The sequence below is a fragment of the Acinetobacter sp. ANC_7635 genome (assembly GCF_056779945.1).
The window spans coordinates 341,052-356,697 of record NZ_JBWYIS010000001.1 but is presented as its reverse complement, the minus strand read 5'-3'; the positions used below and the strand labels follow the sequence as shown (position 1 = coordinate 356,697).

The following is a 15,646-nucleotide window of genomic DNA, read 5'->3' as shown; positions in this document are numbered from 1 at the left end:
TTATGCGTCACTACACAGGTCTAGATAAATTTATCCATTCATTTGATCAAGCACTGCGTAGTTTGGTTCCAGGCACCACCACCTCACAACGTGAAAATCCAGCAAGTCAAGCAGAGACTCATCTCGCAGTGAGTGAAGCAAGGCATGTTGCTGGACTCATGCGTGTTAATCACAGTGGTGAAGTCTGCGCTCAAGCGCTTTATCACGGTCAAGCATTGACAGCTAAATTACCTAATGTTCGTCGTGAAATGGAGCATGCCGCGATTGAAGAACAAGATCATTTAGCATGGTGTGAAGATCGTTTAAAAGAGTTAGATAGTCATACAAGTCTACTCAATCCTGTATGGTATGGTCTTTCTTTTGGTATGGGTGCGATTGCAGGTATTGCTGGTGACAAATACAGTTTAGGCTTCGTTGCAGAAACTGAACGCCAAGTGAGTCTGCATTTGCAACACCATCTTGACCAACTCCCACCGCATGATGAACGCTCTCGTCAAATTTTGACACAGATGAATCAGGATGAACTTCAGCATCGAGATACTGCACTAAATGCAGGTGGTGTAGAATTACCAGCTGCGGTCAAAATCGCAATGACGGGTATATCCAAACTCATGACCAAAACAAGTTATTATATTTAAAAAAAACGCGGCTCATGGGCCGCATTTTTTATAGATGATGGAATCGTCTAAACTTATTTAATTCACGCTCAGCATGATTAAAATTCAAATTTAACCGCAATTTATCCTGCTTTAAGGACTTTATTTTCTTAAGATACTCTTCCCTCTTTTCTTTGGTGATTTTGTCATCCAGTAAGTAGTCTCGATAAGTTTCAATTTCTTTATCTTTAGCATCTTTGTCTTTCTTAGAACGATAGTACTGATCGGCCACATTATAAAAGGGTGCTAATTGGGCATGTAACTCTGATGGACAAACCCTATACCCACCTCTTCCATCCAAAGCTCCATCGAAAATAACTTCGGGTTGACAATATGAACGAAGCCCAATTTGGTAACCTTGTTCATATAACTTGTGATCAGGTTCAATATTCACTTTTGAACAGGCTTTTTGATGTTTAACAATGCGATTCGAATAACCACTGCTTCCATCTTTTTCACCTATTTCCGACCATTGAGCAGTTCGACACTCTTGAGGGGAAAGCGTTGCACAACCTGAGAGGAACGCCAAAATTGCGCTTAACACAATAATTTTATACATCTTCTTGATATGGAGCTTATTTATTTTGAAGTGGCGTATTATAAAAATTAGTCCATTTAAAAGAAGCTGATTATTGTTACATCACAGCCTATTTCCGTATCAAAGACATATTTGATCAATGCTACCGATGGACTATTCGGCGAAACTCATCCTATTTTAGAAAATGAACCATCTAGTGACACTTGAGGAAAATGATGCGCTTCATGCTCAAATAATGGATTTTCCCAAATATCAAACATTGGAATTTTAACATCTAAGGCTAATGGCATTTTTTTTGGATTAAATTGCATATTTTGGAGCGTATTTCCCCATGCAATGAGATCTACATCCAAAGAAATATCATGTGACGGACGGACTCGACCAGAAGCTTTTTCCAGCGCTTTTAAAAGATTGGTAATTTCATTGACTTGCCGCTTTGATTCTAATAAACATGCAGCATTCCAATAATCTTGTCCAACACCATCTCGACAAGGTATGACATAGATAGGAGAACGCGTAATACATCCCAATGACGCAATTTGTTTTAATGCATTCACCAGATGATTGTGCGGTTGGCTATTACTCGCCAATGCTAGCGCATAAATCATTACGGTGTCTTTCAAGACGAATTCCTACTGAATTAGCTTGTGGAATAATAGCAGGCTTACGCACAGTAATTTGGATAGACTCAATTGCTGGATATTGTTCAAACAAAGCTTTGAGGACAATTTTTGCAGCAAATTCAATTAATTCAGGTTGAGCTTTTTGAATCGTCTGAGTAGCGATTTCACAAATTTCAGCATAATTTAAAGTATCAGCGAGAAGATCTGAATTTGATGCCTGCTCTAAATCAGTCGCAATATGAAGATCAAGCAATAATGGTTGAATGATTTGCCGTTCCCAGTCAAAACATCCGATGACTGTTTCAACTTTCAATCCTTCAATTAATATGGAATCCATCTTCAATCATGACCTTTTCGTAAACTATCAAACAGTGATAGCACGCTTGACGGGAGGCGATAAAAGCAAATCCTCTTCTATTGAGGATTTGCTGTGATATTTTAACACTTGTTTAAGATTTAATGTTTCAACAAAAGATTAGGATCGATTGTTTGTACCATTTGTAAGCGCTGATCTGCATAAATATCAGTGTACGGCGCAAGAATTCTCATAAAACGATCAAAATAAAGCATTTGTTTAAACAGCAATGCGAAATCCCGTGGAAAACGGATGCCATGACGCTCACCTACAGCCACCATATCCATCATGATGTCATTTAGGTCGGCTGGATTAGATGACAGAATTTGCTGAGGGTCAGCTGTGAGCACGCCACTGAATAATCGTTCTAAATCGTTTGCCAAAACTGTTGTATCAATTTGCGTATTGGTCATGCCCATTTTCAGCATATTTTCTGCCATCAATGGATAATTGGTATTTTGCAATGCATCCATGAAAGCAATACATGCCGTCCATACTTCAGGCTTTAATTGTCCCACAATACCAAAATCAATGAATCCAATGCGACCATCATCCAAAAGCATGAGGTTGCCAGCATGTAAATCTGCGTGGAAACTTTCACACATCATCAAACTACCAAACCATGTGTTCATGGCAGTAATCAAAACCTGTGATGGGTCTTTAGAAACTTGACGAACCACATCGAAATCCGTCAACGGCACGCCATAAAGACGCTGCATTGTCAGGACACGACGTGTTGAATATTGATGATATACCTTTGGTGCAGTCGCTTTAGTATTTTGAGTAATGTGCAGATAATTAACAAAATCATCAATATTTTTTGCTTCTTCAATAAAATCAACTTCACGAACCATACGTGTTTTGATTTCTTCAACAATATCCGCAAGTGAAGCAAATTTTACTTTAGGAACTGCCTTCTCTAGAATCTTGGTCGCCCAATGTAGGACATTTAAATCCGTATAAAGGATAGTTTCAACACCAGGTTTTTGGACTTTGATCACGACATCTTCGCCGCTCACCAATTTAGCAGCATGCACTTGTGCGATCGAAGCAGAAGCTAATGGCGTTTCATCAATAGATGCGAAAATTTCACCTAAATCGCGACCGTCAAACTCAGCATTCAAAACACTTTCAATATAGCTAAATGGGAGTTTAGGTGTCTGATCTAAACACCCTTGAAATTCCTCAACATATTCACGTGGAAATAATGAAGGCGTACTGGCAATAAACTGTCCCAACTTAATATACGTTGAACCAAGTGACTCGAAAGTTTCGCGCATTAATTTCGCATTACTCGGTTTTTCTGTCGCGTATTTAATCCCTGCTCGCGCAGCAATGACCGCAGTTTCACCTACACGGGCCACTGAGCGTAAACCATCTAACCAAATATTATTTTTCATAATGTCGATATTAAATTTCGATATGTTGAGTGTAGCAAATTAAATTGTCTTTGCGGATTGACTGATGTGACAGATTTGACATTCTTTATCCTTGTCAAAATTCAAAATTCGCTGTTGCATGTTCCTTCCATTCCATAGAAGGATCTTCTGTTTTAATGGTGTTAAATTTAACCCCAGATATAATAGCGCATGATGTGCTTGCATACTTGCCATCAGGTTAGGAGTTGTTGCTAAAACTCCTGAATCTGCACACCTTAAACTCTCATCTGCATGATCTTCTTTAGGAAAAAGACATTCATAACATGCTGATTCACCATCCACCATAAATAACTGCCCCTGCAAACCAATCGCAGATGCACTAATGAGTGGAACATTCGCATCCTTACACATTTGATTGACCAAATAACGGGTTTCAAAATTGTCACAACCATCTAACACAAGATCTTGCTGTGTAATCAGTGCGGCAGCATTATTAAAATCAAATTTAGTATTGATGTATTCAATCTTAATATAAGGATTAATTTGAGAAATTTTCTTGGCTAACACTTCAGCTTTGTAAAAACCCACATCATGATGATCAAAGGCAATTTGTCGCTGTAAATTACTAATTTCTACAGTATCAGCATCGATGAGTGTCAATTTACCCACGCCTGCTCTCGCCAATAACTCTGCAGTCAAACACCCTATTCCACCACAACCAATAATAAGCACATTGGACAGCTTTAATCTTTCTTGTGCATCAATATCCCAATCCTCTAGTAATATTTGTCTTGCGTACAACTGTAGCTCAACATCACTCAGTTCAATGCTATCACTCACCTAAACACCCTGATTACATGCTTGTATAAGCCTATGATACCGAATAAATAAGCAGTCTATTTATACAATTCTGAAGATAATTTTTACCCTAGAAGATCTGTACCTTATTGTTACAATTCGAATAGGTTTGTTTAATTTTTCTTATTTTATTTTGTACTATTAATAAACATAATCTCAATAATTGCTTCACTAGCAATTAATTTTAAAAACATCTAACTCCAATAAATGACAGTCATACTTATGAATAAAAAAATTTTTGCACTCGCTACATTATTAGTTTCGAGTTTATTCCTGACGGCATGTAAAGATGAAAAGATCACCAACATTACATACGTCAATCAAGGTTCGGATACCCAACCAGAATATATAGAAAGCACGCTTTATGATCTGGACGAAGAGAATGCTTCACCCAATCAAGACAATCGGCAAATGTTCTTGATTCTGCACTACACAGCAGTATCTAAAGACGAAACATTGGCTTTGTTTAAAGATCCTAATTTCCCTGCCAGTAGTCACTATTTTGTACCCGAATTACCAACCAATGGTAAATTTACTGTGTACCGTCTTGTGCCTGATGATAAAAGAGCTTGGCATGCTGGCACGAGTTCTTGGCAGACCAACAGTAGTTTGAATGCCTCAAGTATCGGCATTGAAATTGAAAATCTCGGTTTCCCTGCAGACGATGAACAACTCCCTTTGATGCAACGTCGATGGTATCCATTTTCATCAAAACAACAAATCGAAGTCCTTGCAGATATTATTTTAAAAATTACTAAAAAATACGAGATCAGACCCGACCGAATTTTGGGGCACAGTGATATTTCTCCAGGTCGTAAATTTGATCCAGGTCCACTATTTCCTTGGAAACGTTTATATGAAGACTATAACATTGGTGCTTGGTACGATAACGACACTGTAAATTATTATCGTACCTATCATCCTTGGAAGAATGATATTGCTTCGTTACAAAGCAAATTGGCATTATACGGTTATAACGTTCCTGTCACTGGTCAATATGATCAAGTCACTCAAAATGTTGTATCTGCATTTCAAATGCATTTTTATCCTGAGAAATATGATGGTATGGCGGATATTGAAACTGTAGCCCGCCTTGATGCATTACTTGAGAAGTATCGAAATGTAGCTCGTCCGGCGATTTCACCATAAAACATCTGAGATCAGTTTAGTCGTCTATTTAAGTGAAGACTAAACTGATTTTCATATATTATTTTGGCGCCATACGAATTGCGCCATCCAATCGAATCACTTCACCATTTAAATACGAATTTTCAAAGATATGTCCAACCAGTTTCGCAAATTCTTCAGGTTTAGCTAAACGTGGTGGGAATGGAACCATCTGTCCCAATGCATCCTGCACATTTTGCGGAAGACCTTTAAGCATCGGAGTTTCCATGATCCCAGGTGCAATAGTCATAACACGGATCTTTTCGCGTGCTAACTCACGCGCCAATGGCAAAGTCATACCAACAACAGCGCCCTTAGATGCAGAATATGCAGCCTGACCAATTTGACCATCAAAAGCAGCAACTGAAGCCGTGTTCACAATGACACCGCGTTCTTCCTCTTCCCCCGAAAGCGCATACTGTGACATTAATTGCGCAGCATATCGCAACATATTAAAGGTTCCACTGACGTTGATATTCAGTACTGTTTGGAACATATCTAAGGCATGCAGGCCATCACGACCAAGCACTTTAGCTGATGGTGCAATACCAGCACAGTTGATTAAACCATTTAATTGTCCATATTTTTCTTGTATGTGTGCAAAGAATGATTCAACTGCTTTTTCATCAGTTACATCTAGTTGAATAAATTCTGCACCAATTTCTTGACCAGTTTGCTCGCCCAAAGATGCATTCATATCAACAATTACGACTCGAGCACCCTGCTGTTGAAGATAAGCTGCTGTCGCCGCACCTAACCCAGAAGCGCCACCTGTAACAACAATCACTTTTCCTTGAATATTCATAAATCCCATTATCCATTTTTAGTTTTAGGTTGGCTTTAGGGTAATCTTCCTCCAATACGGATTCAATTTATTCAGTGACCAATTGGTCTAAATAATTCAAAATAGATATAATTTAATATTTATTTAATATAAAAATAAATCACCCATGACAATTTTTTTTGCCTTAATGACATGATTTAAAAACCATGCAGTCATCGATATTCTTTTGAATTCGGCTAATATTTAGACTATTTTAATCTTATTCATTTCGGCATTTTGCCATATCTCCTAAAGGTTCAATCATGTTTAAAATGATCGATGTCTTAGAGCAAAATTTTGCTCAAACTTTCACCCATGCACTTAATCAAGATTCAGATCAAATTTCAGAGCAGCTTCAAATGAGCATTCTGAATGCATCCGAAATAGATTTAAAAAATGCAATCAATCAATTCCTAGACACTCAAGATGCAAGTGAAACTGCACTTGCATTAGATATTTCAACTGATCGTCTTAATGAACTGAAATCTGGTATTGCGTTAAAAGATGCTTCAAAAATTTCGGACACTTTAAAGGTAGTAGCGCTATGCTTGGCTTTGGAGTCAGACTCATTAGACCTTCTTGAAGTGAGCGATATTTCAACTGAGTATTTCGTATAATGTAAGTATTGAGATCAAACTGATATGGTTTGGTCTCATTTTCACTCTTAGCCTTGCTATATTAAATTATGTGACCTTCATCTCATTGCATTAATTTATATAAAGTTCTGATAAATCACTATATTTTCACAAAACCACAATATTTATAAAATATTGATTTGATTTCAATGTGTTAACTCATAATTTTAACTTTATCAAAATTTGTTCTTTTAATATCTCATTTTCTTTTTTGTCACAAATCACCTGAAAGGCTATTTATATCGAAAATTTAGCGAATTAAATCAGGTACTTCAATGAAAAAATCGATATCTCCATTGAAATTAGGACTGTTGGGTTTAGTAATTAGTGTTGTTCATAGTGGAGCTAATGCTGCCCTCCCTAAGGAAATCAAACTGGATTATGCCTATTATGCTCCTACGAGCTTAGTGGTTAAAAATCAAAAGTTATTAGAAAAGGCTTTACCCAATACCAAAATCAAATGGGTATTTAGTCAAGGCAGTAATCGCTCCTTAGAATATCTCAATAGCGGCAGTGTTGATTTTGCTTCAACAGCTGGTCTTGCCGCTGTATTAAGTCGTGCCAATGGTAGCTCTGTTAAAACAGTTTATATCCAAAGCCAACCTGAATGGACAGCTTTAGTCGTGCCAAAAGACTCCCCGATTAAATCCTTAAAAGATCTAAAAGGTAAAAAAATTGCCGCAACAAAAGGAACTGACCCATTTTTATTGACGCTACAAGCTTTAGATACCGTTGGATTGAATAAAAAAGATGTACAGCTTGTTCATTTGCAACATCCAGATGGCAAAACAGCGTTAGAGCGTAAGCAAGTGGATGCTTGGGCTGGCTTAGACCCTTTGATGGCATCAGCTCAAGTTCAGTCGGGTGCAAAACTGCTTTATCATAATGTAGGCTTTAATAGTTATAGCGTGTTAAGCGTCAAAGAGCCATTTACTCAATCTAGCCCAGAAGCAATTGAAGCCGTAATTAAAGCGTATGAGCAAGCACGTAAATGGGCAAAAGCCAATCCAGATAAACTGGCGCAGTTACTCGCCACTGAAGCTAAACTACCTTTAGAGGTTGCAAAACTTCAGCTTCAGCGTACTGACTTTAATCAAAACATTCCTACAGCCCAACACATTAATGCACTACAAAAATCCGGCAAAATCTTGACTGAAGAAGACTTAGTTCGTAAAGGAACAAATGTAAATCAAGTTGTTCAACAGTTATTTAATGCCTCATTCGCTCAAAAAGTGGTGACAAAATAATGGCGATCAGTGAAAAAGTGATTGAACATCGGAATATCGATGTCCATTCACAACTGTCGACAAAAGGGAATAAATGGTTGAAAGGTATTTTCCTCCCTGTATTACTGGTATTGCTGTGTGAAATTTTGGTTCGAGGTGGTGTAGTTGAACCTTATCTGCTACCTGCACCAAGTAGCTTATTAGTTTCCCTGCAAGAACTTGCTAAGAATGATTTAGGTCAACATATTTGGGCAAGTACATGGCGAGTGTTTTTAGGGTTTGCTATTGGTAGTGGCTTAGCACTATTTTTTGCAGTTTTGGTAGGACTCAATCACCATGCAGAAGAGTTTATTGAACCGACCTTTTCTGCAATTAAGTCAATTCCTAGTCTTGCGTGGATTCCTCTCCTTTTGTTATGGCTTGGTATTGATGAATCCTCAAAAATCACCCTTATTGCGATTGGTGCTTTTTTTCCAACCTATACCAATACTGTGGCTGGTATTCATGGTGTCGACCGAAAATTGATTGAGTTGGCTCAAGTGTATAGACTGAATCGCTGGCAACAAATCTACCAAATCGTTTTACCCGCAGCTTCTCCATCTATCCTTACAGGCTTGCGCAATAGTTTGAGTTTAGCTTGGATGTTCATGATTGCCGCTGAACTCATTGCAGCAACGCAAGGTATTGGATATTTATTAAGTGATGGACGTGAAACATCGCGTCCAGATATTGTGATCATTGCTATTATTTTATTGGCAATATTGGGAAAAATCACGGATACCATAATGAAAGTATTTGAATCAAAATTATTGTTATGGCGTGATGTCATCAAAAGATGAATCAATAAAAAAGCGACCTAAAGTCGCTTTTTTATTTCTAATGAGGCCATTGTGCTAAAGTCACGCGATCGTTACCACCATAATCTTTAACGGTTCTCACTTTCTTATAACCTGCTTGACGAAATAGATGCTGAACAGCGTCTGCTTGATCATATCCATGTTCAAGTACCACCCAACCTTCAACAGTCAGATGCTTCTTGGCTTGTAAAATAATTTGCTCAAGATCAGCTAAACCTTTTTTATCAGAGATTAATGCACGTTGAGGCTCGGTCGCCAAATTGTGCATATGTTCATCTGCTGGATCAATATAAGGCGGATTAGATACAATGACATCAAAAAATTGACGCCCAAACGGTTTTAACCAACTGCCTAGTACAAATTGAACCTGATCTAAGTCATGTTGCTCAGCATTAAATTTAGCGACTTCCAATGTAGGCTCATAAATATCGGTTGCTGTTAAAGACCAATTAGGACGTTCGGAAGCGAGTGACAATGCAATGGCGCCTGTCCCAGTTCCTAAATCTACAACGCGCGCATCCTCAGGCAACTCTAACTTTAAAACTGTCTCCACCAAAACTTCGGTGTCCGGTCTAGGCACCAAAGTATCGGACGTCACTTTTAAGTCCAATGTCCAAAAAGGTTGCGAACCTGTGACATAAGCTAAAGGCTCACCTGCTTCAATCCGAGCAATCGCCTCTCGATACGCCTGCTCTTGTTCTGCAGTGAGCTCTTTATCCTTCTTCATCACCAAATCGAATGAATCGATTTTAGTGATATGTTCGAGCAACCAAGCATTTTCTTGACGCTCATAACTTTCAGGCTCACCACGCAGTGCAAGCGCTTGTTGAATGTTCATTAACCACCATTCTGCTGTGCAAGCATTGCCAATTGATCCGCTTGATATTCACGATGTAAGCTATCTAAAAGCTCAGTCAAATCTCCCTCCATCACTGCATCCAACTTATATAAAGTTAAGTTAATACGATGATCAGTCATACGACCCTGAGGATAATTATAGGTACGAATACGTTCTGAACGATCACCTGAACCCACCAAATCACGGCGCATTTCAGATGTAGCAGCATCAGCTGCTGCACGTTTAGCATTCTCAAGACGAGATGCCAATAATGCCATTGCCTTTGCTTTGTTCTTATGTTGTGAACGCTCTTCCTGACATTCAACAACAGTACCTGTCGGAATATGCGTGATTCGTACAGCAGAATCCGTTTTATTGACGTGCTGACCACCCGCCCCAGATGCACGATAAGTATCAATACGCAAGTCTGAAGGGTTAATATCTACAGTCGTATCAACATCAATTTCAGGAAGAATTGCAACGGTACAAGCTGAAGTATGAACTCGCCCCTGTGATTCAGTTGCAGGAACGCGCTGAACTCGATGAGCACCGCTTTCAAATTTTAAGCGTCCGTAAACACCTTCACCATTAATTAAACAAATAATTTCTTTGTAACCGCCATGTTCACCTTCATTTTCAGAAAGAATTTCGACACGCCAACCCTGTGATTCAGCATATTTACTGTACATACGGAATAAATCACCAGAGAAAATCGCAGCTTCATCGCCACCTGTCCCTGCACGTACTTCCAGATATGCAGAGTTCGCATCATTTGGATCTTTCGGAATCATCAGAATATTCAATTCTGCCTCTAAAGATTCAATTAATGCTTTATTCTCTTTAATTTCTTCTTGTGCCATTTCCTTAAAGTCAGGATCTGACAACATTGCTTCAGCCGTTACAATATCTTCTTCCGCTTGGGTATATTTTTTCCAAACAGTGGTGATTTCAGTCAAATCATTGTGTTCACGTGACAAATTACGGAAACGCTTATTGTCGGAAATGACTTCAACATCAGCCAATAGCGCTTCTAATTCTTCATGACGATCACAAAGTTGGTCTAATCGTAAACGTAACGATTCTTTCATGTTAAATAAAATCTCTAATACTGGATTAATTTAAGGACTGCCTTAAATTAATATTTCTAAAATTGCGAGTAGTTTAACGACTCTGACATTCAATTAACATATTTATATAGAATGACTTTGCAAAACCATTTTCATTCCTTGTCACACCCAATTAATGGATAATCAAAAATTAGCTCCATAACTGCCAAGTTTAAAAACTGTTTACTGAATCAACTCTCCATAGTTTCTTCTTAATCAGCCCAATAATGCATATTGAATGATCAGTTGTAATATAAAAACAACATTGTGCAACCAAAACGTAAAACTCTAGGTTAACTTCTACATATTTAGCGCTTCAATTCTTGTTACATTGTGCTCAACGAATTATTACTCGTCCACGAACAAGGACATGGAGTCACACATGAAATTAAATACCCTATTAATGTCAGCCACCTTAGCCACTGCATCAATGTTCACGGTATCTGCACATGCAGACAGTACAGCGCGTGTCGCTGCTGCGAGTGCTTTAGGTAGTGTAGCAGGTACAGCAATTGGTAAAAACATGGGTGGCACAACAGGTGCAACTTTAGGTGCAGCACTTGGTGGTGCTGGTGGTGCTGCTGTTGCTAGTAATAAACGTAACCGTACTGAATCTGCCATCGGAGGTGCATTAGGTGGCGGTGCGGGATATACCGTAGGTAATAGTATGGGTGGAACCAATGGCGGTTATATCGGCTCTGCTTTAGGTGCTGCTGGTGGTGCTGCTCTTGGTAACAAAATTGCGAAAGACAAAGCATATGATTCACGTCAAGATCGTAAATGGAAAAAGAAAAAACATAGCCGTCGTTAATATAATCTGATTGATCGTTTCCCCTTTGAATACTCTGTATTCACCTCGATGCGCCTTAGGGCGCATTTTTTTATTAACAAATTAATTATGGATAAATTAGGGAGAGAAAAATACAAACCAGCAACTTGCTCTCCAAAATGATTGCAGAAATTTGGATTAAATTAAAACCATCAAATATAAGACTTCGACAAGGAGTTCACCATGAAATTTAATTCAAAGTTATTTGCTGCTGCGATCGCAACTGCGGCCTTGAGTACAACAACTGCTTATGCTGATAGTTCGTCTAGAGTTGCCCTCACATCTGCTTTAGGTGGAGTCGTTGGTGCTGCGATTGGTCAACAAATGGGTGGCTCGACTGGAGCAATGATCGGATCAGCGATTGGTGGTGCTGGTGGCGCAGCTGCATCAGCGAACAAAAAAGATCGTAATGCTGCTGCAATTGGTGCTGCATTAGGTGGTGCTGGTGGTTACACCGTTGGTAATAATATGGGCGGAACAAATGCTGGTTATGCTGGGGCTGCATTAGGTTCAGCTGGTGGTTCAGTTTTAGGTAAAAAAGTGGCTGAAGATCGTCGCGAAGATGACTATAGAGATCGTTATGATCGCCGTGAAAGCGGTTATCGCAATTCAAACTATCGTTATAATGACCGTAATTACAGAAGTGACAATGGTCGTCATTTAGGCTGGTATAAAAACGGTAAACGTTAATTCCAAACTCTTAGAATTCAAGCGCTCAACTTAGAGCGCTTTTTTATTTACACTTATATCGTTTTTTTTCAATATACAAATACTCGAGTTCGTATTAACATCTTTATGAGTGTTCAAAAGAGTAGAAAGTTATGCGAAGCTTAAAAGATATCGAGTTTTCAGTATTGGAACTCGCTCCTGTACGTGATGATAAAACGATTGCTTTTTCACTACAGCATGCTTTGGAGTTAGCACAAAAAATCGAACAATTGGGTTTTAAACGACTGTGGCTTGCAGAGCACCATAATATGGATGGTATCGCTAGCTCAGCTACAGCTGTGTTATTAGGCTATATCCTTGCTAACACCTCCTCTTTAAAAGTAGGTTCTGGCGGAATCATGCTGCCTAATCATGCACCACTTGTTGTAGCAGAACAATTTGGAACACTAGCAACGCTTTATCCTGATCGAGTTGAGCTCGGACTAGGACGCGCACCAGGTACAGATCAATTGACCATGCGTGCCTTACGCCGAGGTCGTCAAGAGACTGAAGATCAATTTCCACAAGACGTGCTCGAAATTTTGAGCTATTTGGGGGAACCATCGCCACATCAGAGAATCAAAGCGACACCAGGTCAAGGAACACATGTTCCCGTATGGCTGTTAGGTTCTAGCTTATTTAGCGCACAATTGGCAGCTAAACTTGGCTTACCTTATTCTTTTGCCTCTCACTTTGCCCCTCGTATGCTGGGTCAAGCGATTCAACTTTACAGAGAAAACTTCGAACCTTCTGAATATTTGGATCGTCCTTATGTATCAATGGGCGTTCCAACTGTTGTAGCTGACACTGATGAAGAAGCTGAATACTTGGCTACTAGCGCTTATCAACGTGTATTAGGCTTAATGCGTGGGCAAAGCTTAAAACTCAAACCTCCAGTTAAATCAATGGATGGAATTTGGTCTGCTCCAGAAAAGATGTCAGTTGACAGTTTTTACGCAATGGCTCAAATCGGATCACCAGAAACAGTGAAACAAGGTCTTGAACAACTACTGGTGCCTTATGATGTAGATGAGTTTATTTTTACCTGTGATATCTACGATACAGACAAACGCATTCAAAACTTTGAGTATTTAATGCAAATTAAGCAAAATGCTTAGATCAAAAAAATCCTGAAATGATTGAGTAATGGTTTTGATTTCAAATCTATAATTAATTACTCTTTCATTTCTTGAGTTTGTCAAACAACTATTGGCAATAAATGACATCAAATGTCCCTAAAAGACTATTCCAATGAAAAAATTCTTTTAACCAACAATATTAGTTATTCATAATCAAATACTTAAAATTTGGCATTTTATATCAAACTAAAATAAGCACTTCTGCAAAACACATCACATTTTTAAGCGATAAAATTTCATGATTAAAAAATAAATACGGATGTATAACATGGCCTCTATCGACTTAGAAAAAATGTTGGATAAAGTAAAACATACTCAATGGACACTCTCGGATATTGCCTGGGATGCTCCTGGCAAAGAATTAGTCACCGCAGAACAGTGGCCCAAGCTTAAAGATTTTATGGCTGATCTAATGTGGATCGAACATGTAGGTGCTCGTGCATTTTCTGCGATGTCAAAAAAAGCACCGACAGATACGCTTCGCGAAATGTATGCCATTTTCCACGCTGAGGAACAGCGTCACGCCAATGCCGAAATGGCACTGATGAAAAGATGGGGTATGCTTGAAGGCGATATTCCTAAACCCAATAAAAATTTAAGACTGATCATCGAATGGCTCGACACTTATGCTGATGAAATGCCCTTCTATATTCTAGGTGCTGTCATTCCGATGCTAGAAGTCGCTCTTGATGGCGCACTTTGTACATTCCTATTGGATACTGTAGAAGACCCAGTTTGTCATCAAGCTTTTGAACTAATTAATGGTGATGAAGCTCGTCATTTAGGTGTTGGATTTAGTGTCATGGAAGATCAAGGCTACAATAAAACCTTTATTGAGCTTTCTAAAATGGCAGCGCGAGTTGTAGATCCACGTTTATTACTTGGTATTCTTGCCTACTTACCACTCATTAATAAAATGCGTGATAATGTGATTAAACTAGGCTTGCCAGAAGAAAAGCTCTATGCAGCGATGCACAAATTTGCTCGAATAGGTGGACGTACTGCAGAAGGTCGTCGTAATCCTTGGTATCAAATTATTAACTTCCATGCACGAAGTGCCATGAACCGACGTAATAAATGGTTTCATATCCCTGTCGACACTATGGTAAAAATGACTGATAAGATTCCAGAAAAATCTTTACCTAAAATCCCATCTTGGATATATGAATTAACTGCAGAACCAAAAGCAACCCACTAAAACAATAATTAGGTACAGAAATGAAAAAAAGGAATAAAGCCCACACGGATTCGTTCTTTCATAATGAAGCTGAGTATTTTTCCAACTTTAAAGGAAAAATTATCTCAGCTGAGGACATCAAACAAACCGATTTTTCAGGATTAAAGGTCGCGATTATTGGTGCCAATCAAATGTCAGTTTCACATTTAGATGTGGTTTGTCAAAATGCGCTATTCGTCAAAGTATTTCAAATGACACCTCATTTCGTTTTGCCACACACTGAAAAAGGGATTCAAAAAATTATTGCTCATCCCCTCATCGCTAAAAATAAACGATTATTTAATCAGCGAATTAAGACGACATTGGCAATACGATATTTAGATTCTCAGATTTCAGATACTTGGTTAAAAAGACAATTGATGCCAAATCCAGCTTCGTCGCAAAAAATATTTTTTAAATCCGATCATTATTACAACGCCTTACAGCGAGAAAACTGTAAATTGATCACATGGCCAGTCGTGAAAATTACTGAAAATGCCGTTCAAAGTATGGAAGGAATCGAACACTTAGTAGATATTATTATTACAACGTACGAATAGTGATCATCATTTTGTAGATAAATGCGATTCTAAATGACATTTTATGATGAAATTATAGACATTTGAATTATATAATTTTTGAATTTTATGAGTATTTATGACGATTAATCGCTTAATAAAAAAGAAGCACAGC

At 38.5% G+C, this 15,646-nt stretch carries 17 protein-coding genes and 1 pseudogene; 10 read left to right on the top strand and 8 right to left on the bottom strand.

The genetic code is table 11. From position 1 onward, the window contains the following. The first annotated feature begins 2 nt into the window (after positions 1 to 2). The gene (gene coq7, locus AC1M89_RS01735; RefSeq protein ID WP_481588376.1) at positions 3 to 638 is read left to right on the top strand and encodes a 2-polyprenyl-3-methyl-6-methoxy-1,4-benzoquinone monooxygenase; all 636 of its coding nucleotides are present in this window, start codon (positions 3 to 5) and stop codon (positions 636 to 638) included. 28 nt (positions 639 to 666) lie between these two features. Here the strand turns inward: coq7 and AC1M89_RS01730 are convergent, their stop codons facing one another. The 5 genes from AC1M89_RS01730 to AC1M89_RS01710 all read right to left on the bottom strand — a co-directional run bounded on the left by AC1M89_RS01730 (position 667) and on the right by AC1M89_RS01710 (position 4,391). Continuing rightward, the gene (locus tag AC1M89_RS01730; RefSeq protein ID WP_481608392.1) at positions 667 to 1,215 is read right to left on the bottom strand and encodes a DUF2799 domain-containing protein; all 549 of its coding nucleotides are present in this window, start codon (positions 1,213 to 1,215) and stop codon (positions 667 to 669) included. A gap of 146 nt (positions 1,216 to 1,361) precedes the next feature. Continuing rightward, positions 1,362 to 1,817, bottom strand: a complete 456-nt coding sequence (locus AC1M89_RS01725; RefSeq protein ID WP_481589835.1) for a 2-amino-4-hydroxy-6-hydroxymethyldihydropteridine diphosphokinase — start codon at positions 1,815 to 1,817, stop codon at positions 1,362 to 1,364. Continuing rightward, positions 1,774 to 2,154 carry a dihydroneopterin aldolase gene (gene folB, locus AC1M89_RS01720; protein WP_481589834.1) on the bottom strand — a complete coding sequence of 127 codons (381 nt, stop codon included), beginning with the start codon at positions 2,152 to 2,154 and terminating at the stop codon, positions 1,774 to 1,776. The genes AC1M89_RS01725 and folB overlap by 44 nt, the downstream gene beginning before the upstream one ends. A 119-nt stretch (positions 2,155 to 2,273) precedes the next feature. Further along, entirely contained in the window at positions 2,274 to 3,572 is a 1,299-nt protein-coding gene (locus AC1M89_RS01715; RefSeq protein WP_481586997.1) for an ABC1 kinase family protein, read from the bottom strand. Positions 3,573 to 3,611: 39 nt separating this feature from the next. Further along, on the bottom strand, positions 3,612 to 4,391 hold the full coding sequence (locus AC1M89_RS01710; RefSeq protein ID WP_481586996.1) for a HesA/MoeB/ThiF family protein: 780 nt from the start codon (positions 4,389 to 4,391) through the stop codon (positions 3,612 to 3,614). Between the two features lie 240 nt (positions 4,392 to 4,631). On the opposite strand from AC1M89_RS01710, the gene AC1M89_RS01705 reads away from it, so the two are divergent. Continuing rightward, a complete protein-coding gene (locus AC1M89_RS01705) occupies positions 4,632 to 5,558 on the top strand; it encodes an N-acetylmuramoyl-L-alanine amidase (RefSeq protein ID WP_481608391.1) in 927 nt (308 codons plus the stop codon). A 58-nt stretch (positions 5,559 to 5,616) separates the two neighbouring features. On the opposite strand, the gene AC1M89_RS01700 is transcribed toward AC1M89_RS01705, so the two are convergent. After that, complete coding sequence (locus tag AC1M89_RS01700) at positions 5,617 to 6,381, bottom strand: 3-hydroxyacyl-CoA dehydrogenase (protein ID WP_481596903.1); 765 nt, start codon at positions 6,379 to 6,381, stop codon at positions 5,617 to 5,619. A 281-nt stretch (positions 6,382 to 6,662) separates the two neighbouring features. Here AC1M89_RS01700 and AC1M89_RS01695 point away from each other — a divergent pair, with 281 nt between their 5' ends. The 3 genes and pseudogenes from AC1M89_RS01695 to AC1M89_RS01685 all read left to right on the top strand — a co-directional run. Next, positions 6,663 to 7,016, top strand: a complete 354-nt coding sequence (locus AC1M89_RS01695) for a hypothetical protein (RefSeq protein WP_481586993.1) — start codon at positions 6,663 to 6,665, stop codon at positions 7,014 to 7,016. 293 nt (positions 7,017 to 7,309) lie between these two features. Next, positions 7,310 to 8,281 carry an aliphatic sulfonate ABC transporter substrate-binding protein gene (locus AC1M89_RS01690; RefSeq protein ID WP_481608390.1) on the top strand — a complete coding sequence of 324 codons (972 nt, stop codon included), beginning with the start codon at positions 7,310 to 7,312 and terminating at the stop codon, positions 8,279 to 8,281. A gap of 116 nt (positions 8,282 to 8,397) precedes the next feature. After that, positions 8,398 to 9,099 (top strand): annotated as a pseudogene (locus AC1M89_RS01685) (ABC transporter permease); the annotation flags it as partial. Positions 9,100 to 9,136: 37 nt separating this feature from the next. Here AC1M89_RS01685 and prmC read toward each other — a convergent pair. Beyond that, on the bottom strand, positions 9,137 to 9,955 hold the full coding sequence (prmC, locus tag AC1M89_RS01680) for a peptide chain release factor N(5)-glutamine methyltransferase (RefSeq protein WP_092766184.1): 819 nt from the start codon (positions 9,953 to 9,955) through the stop codon (positions 9,137 to 9,139). Then, positions 9,955 to 11,043, bottom strand: coding sequence for a peptide chain release factor 1 (gene prfA, locus AC1M89_RS01675; protein WP_035267080.1), 1,089 nt, complete (start codon positions 11,041 to 11,043; stop codon positions 9,955 to 9,957). Before prfA ends, prmC begins: the two co-directional genes overlap by 1 nt. A 400-nt stretch (positions 11,044 to 11,443) precedes the next feature. On the opposite strand from prfA, the gene AC1M89_RS01670 reads away from it, so the two are divergent. From AC1M89_RS01670 to AC1M89_RS01650, 5 genes are all read left to right on the top strand, one after another. Beyond that, a complete protein-coding gene (locus AC1M89_RS01670; protein ID WP_092766183.1) occupies positions 11,444 to 11,872 on the top strand; it encodes a glycine zipper domain-containing protein in 429 nt (142 codons plus the stop codon). Positions 11,873 to 12,073: 201 nt separating this feature from the next. Further along, positions 12,074 to 12,580 (top strand): hypothetical protein, encoded by a 507-nt coding sequence (locus tag AC1M89_RS01665; RefSeq protein ID WP_092766182.1) that lies wholly within the window; start codon positions 12,074 to 12,076, stop codon positions 12,578 to 12,580. Positions 12,581 to 12,711: 131 nt separating this feature from the next. Then, the gene (locus tag AC1M89_RS01660) at positions 12,712 to 13,716 is read left to right on the top strand and encodes an LLM class flavin-dependent oxidoreductase (protein WP_481608389.1); all 1,005 of its coding nucleotides are present in this window, start codon (positions 12,712 to 12,714) and stop codon (positions 13,714 to 13,716) included. 289 nt (positions 13,717 to 14,005) lie between these two features. Next, positions 14,006 to 14,935, top strand: coding sequence for a ferritin-like domain-containing protein (locus tag AC1M89_RS01655; protein WP_481608388.1), 930 nt, complete (start codon positions 14,006 to 14,008; stop codon positions 14,933 to 14,935). A 20-nt stretch (positions 14,936 to 14,955) separates the two neighbouring features. Next, positions 14,956 to 15,513, top strand: a complete 558-nt coding sequence (locus AC1M89_RS01650) for an NAD(P)/FAD-dependent oxidoreductase (protein WP_092766179.1) — start codon at positions 14,956 to 14,958, stop codon at positions 15,511 to 15,513. Positions 15,514 to 15,646 lie beyond the last annotated feature (133 nt).

Excerpts from the sequence above, each read along its gene's own strand:
- AC1M89_RS01690 (WP_481608390.1), top strand. The coding sequence starts at position 7,310 with ATGAAAAAATCGATATCTCCATTGAAATTAGGACTGTTGGGTTTAGTA.
- folB (WP_481589834.1), bottom strand. The coding sequence starts at position 2,154 with ATGGATTCCATATTAATTGAAGGATTGAAAGTTGAAACAGTCATCGGA.
- AC1M89_RS01655 (WP_481608388.1), top strand. The coding sequence starts at position 14,006 with ATGGCCTCTATCGACTTAGAAAAAATGTTGGATAAAGTAAAACATACT.
- AC1M89_RS01700 (WP_481596903.1), bottom strand. The coding sequence starts at position 6,381 with ATGAATATTCAAGGAAAAGTGATTGTTGTTACAGGTGGCGCTTCTGGG.
- AC1M89_RS01730 (WP_481608392.1), bottom strand. The coding sequence starts at position 1,215 with ATGTATAAAATTATTGTGTTAAGCGCAATTTTGGCGTTCCTCTCAGGT.
- AC1M89_RS01715 (WP_481586997.1), bottom strand. The coding sequence starts at position 3,572 with ATGAAAAATAATATTTGGTTAGATGGTTTACGCTCAGTGGCCCGTGTA.
- AC1M89_RS01705 (WP_481608391.1), top strand. The coding sequence starts at position 4,632 with ATGAATAAAAAAATTTTTGCACTCGCTACATTATTAGTTTCGAGTTTA.
- AC1M89_RS01665 (WP_092766182.1), top strand. The coding sequence starts at position 12,074 with ATGAAATTTAATTCAAAGTTATTTGCTGCTGCGATCGCAACTGCGGCC.
- AC1M89_RS01695 (WP_481586993.1), top strand. The coding sequence starts at position 6,663 with ATGTTTAAAATGATCGATGTCTTAGAGCAAAATTTTGCTCAAACTTTC.
- prfA (WP_035267080.1), bottom strand. The coding sequence starts at position 11,043 with ATGAAAGAATCGTTACGTTTACGATTAGACCAACTTTGTGATCGTCAT.
- AC1M89_RS01660 (WP_481608389.1), top strand. The coding sequence starts at position 12,712 with ATGCGAAGCTTAAAAGATATCGAGTTTTCAGTATTGGAACTCGCTCCT.
- prmC (WP_092766184.1), bottom strand. The coding sequence starts at position 9,955 with ATGAACATTCAACAAGCGCTTGCACTGCGTGGTGAGCCTGAAAGTTAT.
- AC1M89_RS01650 (WP_092766179.1), top strand. The coding sequence starts at position 14,956 with ATGAAAAAAAGGAATAAAGCCCACACGGATTCGTTCTTTCATAATGAA.
- coq7 (WP_481588376.1), top strand. The coding sequence starts at position 3 with ATGCGTCACTACACAGGTCTAGATAAATTTATCCATTCATTTGATCAA.
- AC1M89_RS01670 (WP_092766183.1), top strand. The coding sequence starts at position 11,444 with ATGAAATTAAATACCCTATTAATGTCAGCCACCTTAGCCACTGCATCA.